Raw genomic sequence first — 14,224 nt, forward strand, 5'->3', positions numbered from 1 at the left:
TTATTGCGCCACCAGGTACGCAAAGGATGCGAGGCTGTGGCTATCCGTTATCTGGCCGGTACTTACCAGCACTTTGAGCTCATTTTTGCTGACTTCCCTGGTGTTTGCAACTTCACCATCGGTTGCTTCAACCACGCGGACGGCATTGCGGATGACATACAGGTCGATGTGGCTGGCCAGCAGGGAGTTATTGGTGTGCAATTTGCCAAGCAATTTCGGTACATCACCGGCATAGCCGGTTTCTTCCAGCAGCTCGCGGGTGGCGGTCTGAGCGGTGTCTTCACCGGGATCGCGGGCGCCACGCGGGAACTCCAAGGACGTTTGGTTGATGGCGGGGCGGAAGTGCTCGACCATCAGGTAGTTTCCGTTGGCCAGCTGGGGGACAATGACAGCGCCATTGCATTCGTTTTGTTCGGTGACGACAAAGTGGCGATTGCGCAATTCGACGCTGAAGTACTTGTTGCTGTAGAGGATATCGGGCATGGCGAGGCTCCTGTGTAAGTATACTTAGTATACCTTAAAGAGACCCATCATTCAATCCATTCAAAGACCCAGATCACTTTCCAGGTGGTTTGCCTGCTGGGCTGGGGTCATTTTTTCAACCAATCGGCGCGGGTTGTCATGGTCACCGACCAGGGCTGCGACTTCCGCCAAGGAAAGTGCAACATGCTCCGAGGCCTGGTCGAGCATGTCATGGGCCACCATTCGCAACAGTCGCCCTGGATCGAGGTCGCGGAAAGTTCTGAGCAGGCTATCCGCAGGGAAGGCAAGCAATGGCTCTGCTTCGCCTTGCGAGGCGAATTTAAGATCCCGCGTCACAGCCATGTTCAGATAGTCGCGCAGTGTCTGCTTGAAAATCTCCAGTGACGGGGTCTTGCCATCCACCTGCAAACCAATCCCGTAAGGGTTCATGAGACTGGGTTTCCCCAGCGTGACCGTAACACCGCCGTGATCAAATTGCGTGGACACCGCCGCAGGCGGTACCGTTTGGGCAACCATCGCTTCCAGTGCATAGCTGACCACCTTGTAGGCCTTGAAGAAGCGGTCATGACCGGTCTTTTCGAGGAAATACGCTGGTTGCCGCTCAATCGCCAGCGGCGCTGCCCAGGGCATGCTGTTTTTCCAGTCGAACTCAGAAAAGACAGCATCGATGACAGCCCTACTCACGCCGTCTGGCATCCCCTCTGGGATCAGCATTAGGAAACTGGCCTCGACCATGGCGCGGCTCTTTTCCCAATTACCAGGGTTGAACACCCCGCGAGTGGGCAGAGCATGGCAAGCGCCAAAGGTCAGCATCTTCTCTTGCTCAGCCGGCGCCAGGTCTTGGAACAAGGCGGCCAGTTGCGCTGGCATAGGGCTCAACATCCACGCCAGGAGGTATCGGTCTTCCTGCTCGATGCCAATGACACGCGACACCCTGTCCATTATAGCCTCGGGATCTGGCTTAAGCCCACGCTCGACCATAGCGCGAATCGCGGCAAAGGGCATCTCATAGGCCGCCCGAAGCTCTGCGCTCACATAGTCATCCCATTCTAGGTGGTTGACAAACTCCTGGTGTTCTTCGAGCCATGACAACATCAGTGGCGAAGCCTTGGGGTGCAGATACAGCCCCCAATTCAGATCAGGCCTTAGGCCTTTTTCCTGCATGTGAGGTACGCAATTCGACAGGTACTGCAGGATGACACGCTCGTCGTTCGTGGTCTTCACATGATCCATGATGGTACAAATCAGGTCGCAATGGTAGAGTGAGAAATAGGTCGAGCAGCCGACGTCATCATCGCTCCAAGCGAGCGCGTCCAGGCCCAGGCGCCCATCGTACTGCTCCAGGATCTTCATTCTGAGCGCAGCGTCCTGGTCAGAGAGCAGCCCAAACACCGATTGGCTTTCACACTTCATATAGGCTGCTGAGCGCTCTTTGACAAGCTCCAGGAAGGTGATGCCTTGCTGTTGGAGGGCGCCAACAGCAGCGGGATCGTCCGTTAGCAATTGACGCAAGCAGGGGATGAAGGTTTCAATCTCCATCTTGGCCATGAACGGGACGAAACGCATGCTTTCCCGCTGGGTGCGGATCATCAGGCACCGCATGAGGTCAGCCACATCACAGTAGTCACCTGTGACGCCCAAAGATGCAAGACGTTCGTGTCCACTGCTCAGATTGATCTTCTGTTTCAGATTCTGAAAAAAACGCTGCAAGGGAGTCATGGGTGAGTCTGCCTGATGAAGAAACACGTTAGCAAAATGGCCTGTTGATCACAAACCCAGGTCTCTTTCGAGCACGGCAGCCTGCTGCCCTGGGGTCATTTTCTCAATGACCGCATGAGGGAAATCGACTCCGGTGAGTAAAGGCTTGAGGCTCTTCAAGCTCAAGGCAACCTGCACACCCGTCTTATCAAGAAGGTCGTGAATCACCAGGTTCAGGCAGTCCTTCTCCTTCACGCTCTGGAAGTAGTCCTTGAGAACAGCCTTGATCGGGCGGGGCTTTGATCCGACCTGCCCGCGCTGGATAACCTCAAACGCCATCGCTTGCTGCACGGTGTGATCGAGTGCTGTCCTGATGGTGTCAAACAGCGGTTCAAGGTTGACCAGGGCGCCCTGATGTTTGAGCAGAATGCCCTGGCTATTCCGGGTCGACTGCTGACCGATGGTGATCGACACATCACCATGCGCAAGCTCAGGTTCTGGGCGCTCAGGAACCGAGGTGTACGCGCCGATTGCCTTCACCGTTTTGACAATGAACCGGAAGGCATCCTGGGCATCCAGCTTGGCCAACTGATCCAGAAAATACGCCGGCTGAGCCTGGACAATAGGGGTGACCACCAGGAGCTTTCATCGGAGTTCCGGCGCGCCAGGTCATGGTCAATCGCGGCTCGGGCAAAGCGCTCTGACAGGCCTGCCTGGGCGAGGCTCAGGAAACAGCTTTCCACCATGCCTCGCTTGAGCTCGCTCTGCCCAGGCACATAGGAGCCGGGCAGCGGCAGGCGGTTTTTGAAACCAAACAGCAACAGCTCCTGTTGCTCGTCAGCATCCAGGGCGTCGTACATCGCTTTGAAGGCTGCTGGATCAGGGCATAGCAACCAGCCCAGCTTTACCTGATCCTGTGCGGAGACGTCGAGTGCCTGTGCGATACGCTCAACAGCCTGGCGGACATCCACGGCAACGCCCCTGGACATCAAGAAGGCAAGGGTGGCTGCAGGTCTTGCGTAGGCGTTTTTAAGCGTGGCGCTGATCAGCGGGCTGTCTGTCATCAGGCTGTTTGGTCGCTGGTTCGCTGGAATCCAAGCCTGGATGTAAGGGGTGGCATTGGGGTGCAGGTATACGCCCCAGTTGATTTCCGGGGTGTACCCAGTGGCGCGGCAGCTCGCCAGGTAGTCAATGACAGCCTGTTCGTCGGTATCGTCCTGTACCGCTTCCACGATCTTCACGATCAAATCTGTGTGGTAGCCTTCTTCGTTGGACGAGCATCCCAGCTTATGCGCACTGAACATCATCGCATTCAAGCCCTGGCGGGCATCGTAGTGCTTCCAGAAGGCCGCCTTGAGGGTTCGATCGGTATCGGCAAGGTGCGCGAACAATGAGCGCCCTGCGGTAAGTTGGTCGAAAAAGCTGGTTTGAGCCGCTCGCTCCAGAAAGGATATGCCGTAGGCCTGCAATTCGGGAATGGCTTCCGGGGCGTTCAACAGCAGCGACCTAAGAAAATTCATCGTCCAATTCGCCGCTTCCATCTTCTCCTTGGGAATGAACCGAAGCTCACTCGGCGGGTACTCCATGAGCATGCACTTGATCAGGTCGGCGGCATCGCGGTAGTCACCCTGCTCAACGCAGTGCAGTGCGTCGCCGCCACCTTTTTGAAATTCAATGGTTGCCCGCACCGCCGAGAAGAATACCTGAAGTGGGCTCATGCCATTGCGTCCTTCGCCAGGTTGTTTCCAGACGATGGTTTGGGGTGGGGTCAATGCTTGGCGCAGGCTCATGATGCAGTTCCGCAGTCGGTTTTCTTCATGATACCGAGCCCCGGCAAATCAATTCACCCCTAAATGCAAAAAAAACACGCCCGAAGGCGTGCTTTTCGTACGGCCAGAGCCGTAATTACTTGTCGAAGATCGTGTAGGGCAGCGCCCGTTTGTGCCGGGTGGCCTCGTAGGCCGTCAGAATGATGTCCTGGGCACGCTCACTGACCTCATGCCCCAGCAGGAACGCGTCGATCTCCTGGTAGGTGACGCCGTAGGCGTCTTCATCGGCTTTTTGTGGCGACAGATCTTCGAGATCCGCTGTAGGGGTTTTGAAGACCAGTCGCTCCGGCGCCCCGAGGGTCGTGGCCATTTCCCGCACCTGCCCCTTAACCAAACCTGACAGCGGCACAATGTCACAGCCCCCGTCGCCAAATTTGGTATAGTACCCGAACACACATTCACTGGCGTGATCGCTGCCGATCACCAGGCCTTTGTGCCGACCTGCTACGGCATATTGGGCGATCATCCGTTGCCGCGCCTTGACGTTGCCTTTGACGAAGTCTTGCTCGGCGTCGCTGGTAAATGCCTCGCTCGCTACCAACGTCTCCATCATACCATCGGTGGCGGGCTTGATGTTCACGGTCAGGGTGACATCCGGCTTGATGAACGCCAAGCAAGCCTGGGCATCGGCTTCATCCTTCTGCTCGCCGTAAGGCAGGCGCATGGCGATGAAGCGGGCCTCGTAGCCCTCCTGGCGGAGCTCAGTGGCCGCTTGCTGGGCCAGGGTGCCGGCAACGAGGGAGTCGACGCCACCGCTGATCCCCAACACCAGGGCCTTGAGGCCGCTGCTGGTAAGCTGCTGCTTGATAAAGTCCACGCGCTGGCGAATCTCGACTGCGGAGGGCAGGGCGCGGACATTCAGTTCGCGGATAATGTTTTCACGTTCAATGTTCATGGCGACCCCTTACTCTTTCACTTTGAAAACGTTTTTGAGGTAATTCAGAAACTCGGGCGACTCGCACTGGCTCTTGCCGGGCTCGTCAGAAATTTTCGCGACTGGCTGGCCTTGGCAGGACACCATCTTCATGACGATGCTCAGCGGCTTCACGCCCTCGACCCCGTTGGTGAGGTCGGTGCCAATGCCGAAGGACACATTGATGCGACCCCGGAAGTGACGCAGGATCCGAAGGGCACGATCACCCAGGTTCAGGCCGTCGCTGAAGATCAGGGTCTTGGTGCGCGGGTCAATGCGCATCGATTCGTAGTGGGCGATCAGGCGGTCGCCCCAGACCAATGGGTCACCAGAATCGTGGCGCAAGCCATCGAACAGCTTTGCGTAATACAGGTCGAAGTCGGCGATGAAGGCATCGAGGTTGATGACATCCGTGAGGCAAACGCCAGCTTCGCCACGGTATTCTCTGATCCAGCCGTCCAAGGCTGCTTTTTGGCTGTCGATCAGGCGCGGGCCCACTTGCTGGTGGCCCTGCAGCCACTCGTGGGCCATCGTCCCTGATACCTTGATGCCCAGTTCGCGGGCCAGGTGCACGTTGCTGGTGCCAACAAATACACCAGGGAAGTCATGCGCCATGGTTTTGACGACTTCCTCTTGGGCGTTGAAGGAGATACGGCGGCGGGTGTCAAAATCCGCAACCTTGAAGACCTGGAGTTCTTCCGGTGTGGCATTGGCGGTGAGCCATTCGAACTTCTTGTACAGGCTCTCCCTGACCTGTTGCAGCGACAGTTCGGGGTATTTGTGCCGGTTGCGAATCTCACTGACGATGGCCAGAATCTTGATCTCGAAGCCGCTGACCGCCACCCAGGGGCCGCGTGCGCGGATTTCCAGCTGGCCATTGGCCTGCCCCACCTTGACGAAGCTCGGGTCGAGGCGGAAATTGCCCAGGTAGTTGATGTAGTCGGGCTTCAGGAACGGAATGCCGCGCAGGTGACGCAACATATCCTGCGTGCTGTGCAGCTCCTGAAGCTGTTCGACGGCCTGGCGGATCTCACCGATGTAAGGCGTCAGATCCTCGTCCGAACGCACGCGCAGGGCCCATTCGGTATCGGCGGCAGGGTAGGAGTGGTGGATGGCCTGACCCATGGTCAGCTTGTAGAAGTCGTCGTCGTAAGGCGAGCGGACGATGGGCTTGCTGGTGTCGAATACGCTTTCCATGATCAATTCCTTTCGCTGAGTTCTTTGATCGTTTCGACGATCTCGACGCCGGCTGCGAGCATGGCCTGAGTGGCCGCTTCGGCGGATTCGTCGGCGATTGCCCGGCAAGCTTCTCGCACCACGATGACTTCGAAACCGGCCTTGGCCAGTTGAATGGCGGTGTCTTTGACGCAGAAGTCGAAGGCCAGGCCGCCGACAATGACGCGCTCGATGCCCCGCACTTGCAACACTTCAATCACACCTGTGGTGAGACGTGCAGAGTGGTAGCAGATCCCGAATGGATGCAAATGATTCTCAATTCCCTTCCAGACAAAAAAATCAAAGTCCTCTGGCCGAGGAAGACCATCGAGCAACTCGAAGCCCTTTGTGCCCACAACGCAGTGACTTGGCCAATACAAAGGGGCCTCGGCAAGTCCGGTGGGGGTCGCTATCAAGGCGGGATCATTAGTGGCCCATACAGGGTTCGGGCCATGCGCGTCCTTGGAGCCTACGCGGAAACAGCCCAGTGCGGCCATTTCGTTGAGAATAGGGGCAAGGGTCTCCCCGCCTGGGACGGGTAATTCCTCGGGACAAAAATTGGTGAAGCTGAGCTGAACGTCAATATTTACCGTAGCTGTTTTGTTTTTCATCGTCGTTGTCTCCTGACCATGGAGACAATGTACACCCGGTATACTTAATGCGCAAGCACTTTCGTATACCGAGTATATGTAGACTAGCAGTAGTCGAATGAGGAAGGTTTCTGGCCGGGCATAGGCAGGCGCTGGAAATCATGGCCTTGCGATTGCATCAGGGTTTTGAACACATAGGTGTTGATCGCCATGCCATTGCCAGCGCGCTGGGTGAGGTCAATGCCCAGCGCCTCATACTCAAGGTTCATTTCCCGTGCAGGCAGCAAGCCGATCTCCACCTGACCCAGACGCAAGGAAACCAGGGCCAGCAGGTGATCCGGGAAGGTGGTCAGATGCCGCAAGCGGTTGCCGTAGTACCCGTGCTCCCGATCATAGAATCCGAAGGTACGTGGCTGGGCATTGCCAGTTCTGCAGAATTTCAGCAGATCGGCAAGGGTCTCCTCCTTCTCTTGTCGAGCGCCCGACCAGTCCCACGAATCGGTGTAGTAGCTGAACAAGCTGATCATGTTGGAACTGTGTTTCAGCAGCGGGGAAGGCGAGCTTGCTGTCAGGGTGTGCTTCACGCGTGCATTGCTGAAGGGGTAGCGGCGTTGGCGGATGCGCCCCGCGACAAACCGGGTGACATCGGCGAAGCTGTTGAGCTTGCTGTAATCAAGGCCAACCAGCTGTGGCATCGAGCAGAGAAAGGATCCGTTCACCAGCAGCGTGGCGTGGCCATCCATGTCATGGTGGTGCGAGCAGAGTATGCCCTGCTTCGTACGGCCATCACCCAGTTCGATATAGGAGCCGGCATCGGTCGCCACTGGCTCGAAATGGCGAGGGATCTCGTCGTTGCGACTGGCCATTCGACCTAGGGCCGACGTGATGTCGGAGGTGACTTTGTGAAGCATGTCATGACGCACAGCCATGATTACCTGGGCGCCCATGCCGCCTCCCGCGCTTGAACGGCGTTTTTTGCAACCAAATCCAGTCCCAGTCCACCAGACAAGGCCCTGATCTTGGCGCGATCCATGAGGCGGTTTTTGTGCCCTGATTGGAACTGCTGGCTGGTGATTGCCACCTGATGCTCAGGAGAAACCTCCAGCGGCGCGTAGGCCAGAGGAATTACCGAGAAAGCCCCGCGTGACATGGTCACCAGCACGGAGGTATCGGCATTAAAGGTACCCAGCGACTCGATTCTGAAGTCCCTGTCATTGATGCCCTTGTTAGCCTGGCCCGTTCGACAGTGTTGAAGAATGTACGCCATCAGGTCGGGCTTTTTTTCCAGGTCATGGCAATAGTCGGTCTTGAAACCGAAGACGGTGAACGCAGAGCGAACCGCATTTTTCTGAAGCGCCTGGGTTGAAGGCTGAAGCCTTTGATCAGGGTGGTCTTTGACCAGGGAGCGCAGGGCTTTAATTGCCAGTTCAGGTGGATAGGCCGAGGCATAGGAAGGGGTCGGGCGATGCTTGACCAGGTTGAGCCCCCAAGGCATTAGGGTTAACCACTGGTTCGAGACCAGCAGGTCACAGTGATCCTCCGAATGGTGGTACTGACTGCAGGCCACCCCCGAGAGTGTTGAAATGTGCGTAAAGCCGCTCTCCCAGCAGGCCTCTGCCTGATAGGTCTTGACCTGATTATCAGGTTCACTCATCAGGCCGGAGAGGTCTTGAAACCGATCCGTGCTGATCGTGTGCATCAGGTCATGCCGGACGCTGAAAGTCACCAAATTGCCCATACTGGACTCCTTTTCTGCATTCAGCGTACCACGGGGCAGCGATGGCTTTCTATTGTTTGCCTTTCTTGAAGAAGCGGGTGAAGAAGCCCTCGAACCTGGGGCTCTGCGTAGTCTTCACCACCTTGCCGCAGCCGTACTGACGCTCAAATTCCAGCACCATGCCCAGCAAGGCGGGGCTGTGCTTCATCAGCATTGCCTCGGACTGGCTGCGGATATCCTCAGGAATGCCGTACAGGGGCTCGGCAACCGAGCCGGCGATTGCGAGCAGGGTGTCTACATCACCCCCTGCGTGCAGCCCCAAGCGCATCGTCTCTTCGAAACTGTCTGCTTGAAACACGCAGGCCAGCGCCACGGGCACAGTGCCTTGGCAGGTGGGGGTGAAGGTGTACTCTTCGTGCAGGACGTCGAAATCAAAGACCGTCTGATACTCGAACCACTCCTCGATTGCCAGGCGGATCGACTCCTTGTCCATGCCGGTTCGGGCCATGAAAATGGCCGAGGCGATGGCTTGACTACCTTTTATGCCTTCGGGGTGCATATGGGTCACACTGGCGCTCTGATGGGCCTCCATCATTGTTCGCTGGATGGTGTCGAATGCCCAGCCAATCGGCCCGACACGCATAGCCGATCCGTTACCGTAGCTGCTGTTGGGGGTGCAATAATTGGGCGACACCTGAGCCCACTCCACAAACGATCCGCCGTACCCATAGGTGGGGTAGGCTCTACAATATTTTCGGTACATGTCTGCATAGTGTTGATTGCGCAGGATGCTTTCGGCGGTCGCAACACTCAGGATGCTGTCATCGGTGATGGTGGAATCGGGAAGAAAAAGTTCGGTGTCGCGGTCTTTTTCATCCCGAAATTCCCAGTAACTGCCAATGATGTCCCCTGCAATTGCGCCAATCATGGGTTTTCACCTCTTGTTGTTTTTATGGCAAGGCACCACGACCCCGCAGAAATTATCTGAAGGATACGAATATGGATAACTTAAATCAAATCAATATTCATCAAAACGACTGATTTTTTAACGAAAAGCGACGAAATTGATTGGTCTTTACTTGTTGCTCCAAGGGCCTCCCAGGTACCATTTGTCTATACGTTGATTAGCGGTGAGCAGCATTATGTCGCCATCCCACAGGGTACTCAAATCATTGCTGGAAGACTTCACGGATTCGGTCACACAGGAAGTCAATGGCACCTGGGTGCTGACTGCAAAAGCGTCTGAGCGTGTCGTGGCGAAGGCGCCTGTGTATCGCCCCATGATTGCCGCCTGGTTTGCCGAAGGGGGCAAGGCGCTGGATTTTGAATTCTATAACCTGCTCAATATCCTCAATGACGTTAATCCTACTCAGAATTTGCCCTCGGTAAATTTCTGCTTCGCCCTGATCGCCGGGCAATTGGTCAGCGCCGCCACCCCAAAAGAAGTGATCGCGGCCATCACCGGGCATTTCGACAAGGAGTTGTCCTGCGGTCTTTCCATCGCGGGCGTGGAGATACGACAGCACCTGGGTGAAAACCACCCTCTGTTGATACAAGACCTGCGCACCGATGCGCTGGATCTCAAGGCGCGCCGGGGCTGGCTGGATGCCAACGGACTGTGGGGGCGCCACCTGATGGAGTATGCGCTGAAGTATGACGATGCCGGCGCTGCTGAGGTCTACATCCAGCACGCTAGCAGTGATAACCTGCTGTCAAACCTGTATGTGGCGCAAGTGGGGAAGTGTCCGTCTATCCGTATGTTATTGCTTGGCCAGGAAGAGGCGATGCCAGAAGAACTGTTGCGGCGCCTGGAGATGGCCCTGTCCAATACCGATCCAGATCCAAAGCGTCTTCAGGCCCTCGACTTCGATCCGCGCATATCGCCTGAATTCATCCGTGACAACGCCGAGCGACTGCAAGGGATCATGAATGCCTTCACCGGTTGGGGCATGGACAACGCCATCACCCGCAAGATGCTGCTGTGTCTGGACGATGCCGGCTTTGAGTGGAGCGACTACCTGGCAGACCTAACGCTGAAAACTCGCCTTTCTACGCACATGGAGGCGATGAATCCCATCAAGGTGGCGATGGTACGGTGCCTGGAGGCCATGGGCGATCGCCCGCAGCTCGCCGGCATCTTCGCCTGCCTGTCACGGCAACTCAAGCCGATCAAGCTGCTCCAGCACATCAAGGAGCATGACGCACTGCTGCTCAGGGCCTATCAGTGCAGCGGGGATCAGGGTTTCCTACGTTGTGTGTCCAACCCTGACCTGCTGGATGATACATTGACGGAAGACCTGGGACTTTGATCACAAGCCCAGATCAAGTTCAAGCAGCATGGAACGCCCAACTTCATTGACGATTTCCAGGTGGTTGTGATTCAGAACCCCGATGGAAATCAGCTTTTGGCATTGGATGGGGTCAAGCTTGGCCAGGGCGTTCGCGAAGCCTTTGGGGTCAGACGCCAACGCCACCTTCAGCTGTTTTACACCACGCGGGACGTTGGGTGAGTGACTGACCAGATCCACCAAAAACTTCGCCTGCGCAGCATGCGGAAGCAATGGAAAAACGCCAGTTGCTCGCCAGTTGTAACCGGCTTGTAACGCCAGATCTTCCGTGCCTGACACCGCACCGCCCAGCAGACCGATGGCCATGGGGTTAAAATGCGCCCCTGCTTCGATCGCCTTGTTGACATCACTGAAGCAGCAGGCGTGAATCCGAGCCAGGGCTGGATCATTGCATTCTATCAAGGGGTCAAGCAACTCGCGGTAGCACGCTGGAAAGGTCAGGGGGTGTTGGTTCTGCGCCAACACGCGAACGATGTTCAGCCTTACTGTTTTTGGTGCCAATTCCATTGCCATATGCCCGGCAATAAGGGGGTGCTGATACAGACTGAGGATATCCTGGAACCTTTCGGGGGCGAGGGTTTGAGTCAACTCTAGGGCCTGTTCAAGGGCCGCAGAGAAACATGCCACGTTGATATTGTCGCCAATGAGCATTACCCCGGCATGCGCGGCTTGCTCCAGGGATCCTAGCGGGTCGAGCAGCACCCTGAAGGGAAGGAGGCCAAGCAACAGCGTTTGGCGAATAGGCAATGCCAACACCGCGTCGGCAAAGTCCTGACGTTGACTGTCATTGAGCGCTTGAAGCAGGGCGGCGGGCTTGAAGGCCTGACCGTCGAGTATCAAGGAGCTGGCCCGCATGTACGCCTGGGCAGTCTGAGCAGTGAACTCGACCGGCTGGTTGACGCGGTAGCGGACATCTTTGGTGAGCGGGTATTCGTACATACGGATTCTCTTTTGCTCCATTATTGCAGCAATGCGCTAAGATTTGCTTGGAAAAATCGGCGCTCGGTACAATGGGGGAATACCGGAGATGCTGCATGACCCCTACAATCAATCCCTACCTTGCCTACAGCGTTCGACGCAAGCTTCGCACCCGATCTCCCAGAGAAGTGCTGGATCCTGGCTTGCTCATGGCCGTATCTGCGCGGGCACTTGACCAGTTTCTGCGCATCATGCAGGTGCGGGCGTACGATATCCTCATCCAGGATGCCGCGCATTTTGAATCACTGCACCGCAAAGCCTGCGTTGACATGCGGGGCTATGTGGATGGCTTGATTGTCACCAAGCTGGATGTGCTGGCCACCGAATCGGCGACCAACTATCTGGCTAACCAGCTGCACCGGTCACAACACCACAAGGACTACGACTGGCCAGATCCGCAGACCTTCAAGGAGTTTGTGGATGCGCTGTCGGAGGAGGATAAGACGGCGTTCTCGCAGTTATTGAAAGCCTTCACTGGCAATGATTGCGCCACGGTTTTTGAGCTCCCGCATGCGGACTGGCAAACACCCCATACGATTGATGAGTTCAAGGGAGCTGTGCTGATCCTGGGCAGAAAGTTCGTACCCTTGGAAAATGGCGATAGCATGCGGATCGACCGTTTTGCCCAGCGGTATGTAATCGAGGAGTACTCGCAACGCGAGCGAGAGGACGAAGGCGGCTTTCAGACAAACAACCACCTACGCATTGTCGGCACAGCGGGCACCCTTGCTGGGGCGATCGAGGTTGCCGAGCGCTCGATTGAGCGCATTGCACCATGTTTCAGTGACGTGGCCACCCCCTGGGGCAGTCCGTTCCCTTATCGCTACAAAATCATCGCCACGAACAGTAATAGACCGGTGCTGCAGGCCAACATCGAGTTTTCCAGCCGGCGCACACCGGAGGGGTTTGTCCTCACCCCGCACAATGAATGGGAAGCCCCCCTGACAGCCCTTGAATGCACCCAGGTGCAGCTTGAGATTGAAACGGTGGAGAAGAAGATCACTGGCGCTACCCATTCGAAGTCTGGCTACGACACCTCAACAACCGATTGAGCACCCTGAGGGATCGGTTGCCAGCCCCTGGCCACACACCTGAAACCATCAGTACCACTTTGCGTCAAACGCTGCATCTGCTCGGGAAAGAACAGGCTCTGGCCACGCTCTTGGAAGTGGACATGGGCCTTTGATCGCTTTGCATTTAAATTGATACGGGCTTGTGGAACCCGGCATACTGGAAACATCCAGGAGAATAGTCATGCAGCCGAAAATCAGCCCGTACCATTTCCGCGTGATCACCCAGCGCTTTGTATTGAGTGATCCTGAGCCGAATATGCCGGACGCCTGGGTCAACGACATTCCGCGCCCGGTAATGGATCGCTTCATTCGCCTCCTTCAGCCATGCATTGGCAAGGAGCAGGTCAAGAACCTGGCACACCTGGAGGCGCTGCGTGACAAGCGCATTGCCCAGTATGAAGAAGACCGCCTGGCGGGCGAGGACTACGAGGGCTGGGATCGCGAGGTGCAGTCAGTGACCAACTTCCTCCACCTTGCGCTCGGAAGCGTTCGCTATGGGGATGGCGTAGACTGGCAAGGCTTCTCCGATTTTGTCCAGGCGCTTGAACCCAGGACGCGCAGCAAAGTCGATACCTTGTTGAACTGCTTCATTGGCATTCCCTCGTCGCAATTGCTGGCACCGGCCTCGAAGTGGTACCTGTCGCCCACCAAAATCAACGAGCTCGAAAGTGGCCGTGATATTTTGGGTCGATTGTTCGTGCCGAAAGATGAAGGCAGATGGATACGCGCCGATCGGGTGGTGCAAGCGTTCGGCGTGCTGATGCATAGCGCTGAGACGGAGTGGGATGATGAGGAATATCGCGAGTACACCACCATCAGAAGGCATGTGATTGGCACCACGGCCACCCTGGCAGGTGCATTCGAGATTGCCGAGCAAGCCGTAGCGCAAGTCCAGGTTCGCTATGATGACCACGGGGTGACAATCGGTGGTGGGCGCCCAATGCCCTTCAAAGTGCAGATTTTTGAGGGCACAGATTCCTGGATTAATCGGCAGCCGATCATTGCAGCGGATATCACCCCGGATAAGTCCCAGGCTGGCCAACCCAGGATCGACACGGCCAGGGCCCGCTGGATCGAGCCTTACAGTGAGGCTGAATGCGCGGCGGCGACCATCAAGCTTGAACAGTTGCGCAAAGAACGCGTTGAAAATTCACTGGCCGATAACTACAGCACCTGCAAACAACTGACCCAGGAAATGGAACTGATCCAGTCCCGCTTCCCGTTGGAGGGCCACCCTGGCCATGAGGTCATGGATACTCTACGGCGCACGCTGGTGGTCATAGGGGCACAGAAATCTCTCACAGGGTTGCTGGAGGCTGATCTTGGCTTGTAGGCTCGGCCTCGGCCACGTATCTTCCCCCCCATGCGTCGACCTCGGTA

The 14,224-nt window shown here is 56.6% G+C and carries 14 protein-coding genes; 3 read left to right on the forward strand and 11 right to left on the reverse strand.

The window, feature by feature from the left end; translation table 11 throughout:
- The 10 genes from DV532_RS27845 to DV532_RS27890 form a co-directional block, all read right to left on the reverse strand.
- Nucleotides 1–483, reverse strand: coding sequence for an NUDIX hydrolase (locus DV532_RS27845; protein WP_056798714.1), 483 nt, complete (start codon nucleotides 481–483; stop codon nucleotides 1–3).
- Nucleotides 484–543: 60 nt separating this feature from the next.
- On the reverse strand, nucleotides 544–2,202 hold the full coding sequence (locus DV532_RS27850) for a hypothetical protein (protein ID WP_056798711.1): 1,659 nt from the start codon (nucleotides 2,200–2,202) through the stop codon (nucleotides 544–546).
- Nucleotides 2,203–2,250: 48 nt separating this feature from the next.
- Nucleotides 2,251–2,769 (reverse strand): hypothetical protein, encoded by a 519-nt coding sequence (locus tag DV532_RS27855; RefSeq protein WP_162949012.1) that lies wholly within the window; start codon nucleotides 2,767–2,769, stop codon nucleotides 2,251–2,253.
- Nucleotides 2,718–3,971 (reverse strand): hypothetical protein, encoded by a 1,254-nt coding sequence (locus tag DV532_RS27860; protein WP_120715476.1) that lies wholly within the window; start codon nucleotides 3,969–3,971, stop codon nucleotides 2,718–2,720. Before DV532_RS27860 ends, DV532_RS27855 begins: the two co-directional genes overlap by 52 nt.
- 115 nt (nucleotides 3,972–4,086) lie before the next feature.
- Nucleotides 4,087–4,905, reverse strand: coding sequence for an ammonia-dependent NAD(+) synthetase (nadE, locus tag DV532_RS27865; RefSeq protein WP_056798703.1), 819 nt, complete (start codon nucleotides 4,903–4,905; stop codon nucleotides 4,087–4,089).
- Nucleotides 4,906–4,914: 9 nt separating this feature from the next.
- Nucleotides 4,915–6,123 carry a nicotinate phosphoribosyltransferase gene (gene pncB / locus DV532_RS27870; RefSeq protein ID WP_056800082.1) on the reverse strand — a complete coding sequence of 403 codons (1,209 nt, stop codon included), beginning with the start codon at nucleotides 6,121–6,123 and terminating at the stop codon, nucleotides 4,915–4,917.
- Nucleotides 6,123–6,749 (reverse strand): isochorismatase family protein, encoded by a 627-nt coding sequence (locus tag DV532_RS27875; RefSeq protein ID WP_056798700.1) that lies wholly within the window; start codon nucleotides 6,747–6,749, stop codon nucleotides 6,123–6,125. Before DV532_RS27875 ends, pncB begins: the two co-directional genes overlap by 1 nt.
- An 83-nt stretch (nucleotides 6,750–6,832) precedes the next feature.
- On the reverse strand, nucleotides 6,833–7,675 hold the full coding sequence (locus tag DV532_RS27880; protein WP_056798697.1) for a hypothetical protein: 843 nt from the start codon (nucleotides 7,673–7,675) through the stop codon (nucleotides 6,833–6,835).
- Nucleotides 7,660–8,466 (reverse strand): hypothetical protein, encoded by an 807-nt coding sequence (locus DV532_RS27885; protein ID WP_056798695.1) that lies wholly within the window; start codon nucleotides 8,464–8,466, stop codon nucleotides 7,660–7,662. The genes DV532_RS27880 and DV532_RS27885 overlap by 16 nt, the downstream gene beginning before the upstream one ends.
- A 49-nt stretch (nucleotides 8,467–8,515) precedes the next feature.
- The gene (locus DV532_RS27890) at nucleotides 8,516–9,373 is read right to left on the reverse strand and encodes an ADP-ribosylglycohydrolase family protein (protein WP_056798692.1); all 858 of its coding nucleotides are present in this window, start codon (nucleotides 9,371–9,373) and stop codon (nucleotides 8,516–8,518) included.
- Nucleotides 9,374–9,617: 244 nt separating this feature from the next.
- Between DV532_RS27890 and DV532_RS27895 the strand changes: the two genes are divergently transcribed.
- Nucleotides 9,618–10,754, forward strand: a complete 1,137-nt coding sequence (locus DV532_RS27895) for a hypothetical protein (protein WP_056798689.1) — start codon at nucleotides 9,618–9,620, stop codon at nucleotides 10,752–10,754.
- On the opposite strand, the gene DV532_RS27900 is transcribed toward DV532_RS27895, so the two are convergent.
- On the reverse strand, nucleotides 10,755–11,732 hold the full coding sequence (locus tag DV532_RS27900; RefSeq protein WP_056798686.1) for a hypothetical protein: 978 nt from the start codon (nucleotides 11,730–11,732) through the stop codon (nucleotides 10,755–10,757).
- A gap of 95 nt (nucleotides 11,733–11,827) precedes the next feature.
- On the opposite strand from DV532_RS27900, the gene DV532_RS27905 reads away from it, so the two are divergent.
- Nucleotides 11,828–12,823 carry a hypothetical protein gene (locus DV532_RS27905; RefSeq protein WP_162949013.1) on the forward strand — a complete coding sequence of 332 codons (996 nt, stop codon included), beginning with the start codon at nucleotides 11,828–11,830 and terminating at the stop codon, nucleotides 12,821–12,823.
- Nucleotides 12,824–13,058: 235 nt separating this feature from the next.
- Nucleotides 13,059–14,177 (forward strand): hypothetical protein, encoded by a 1,119-nt coding sequence (locus tag DV532_RS27910; protein ID WP_156675918.1) that lies wholly within the window; start codon nucleotides 13,059–13,061, stop codon nucleotides 14,175–14,177.
- Nucleotides 14,178–14,224: the final 47 nt, after the last annotated feature.

The sequence above is a fragment of the Pseudomonas sp. Leaf58 genome, assembly GCF_003627215.1.
Taxonomy (GTDB): Bacteria; Pseudomonadota; Gammaproteobacteria; order Pseudomonadales; family Pseudomonadaceae; genus Aquipseudomonas.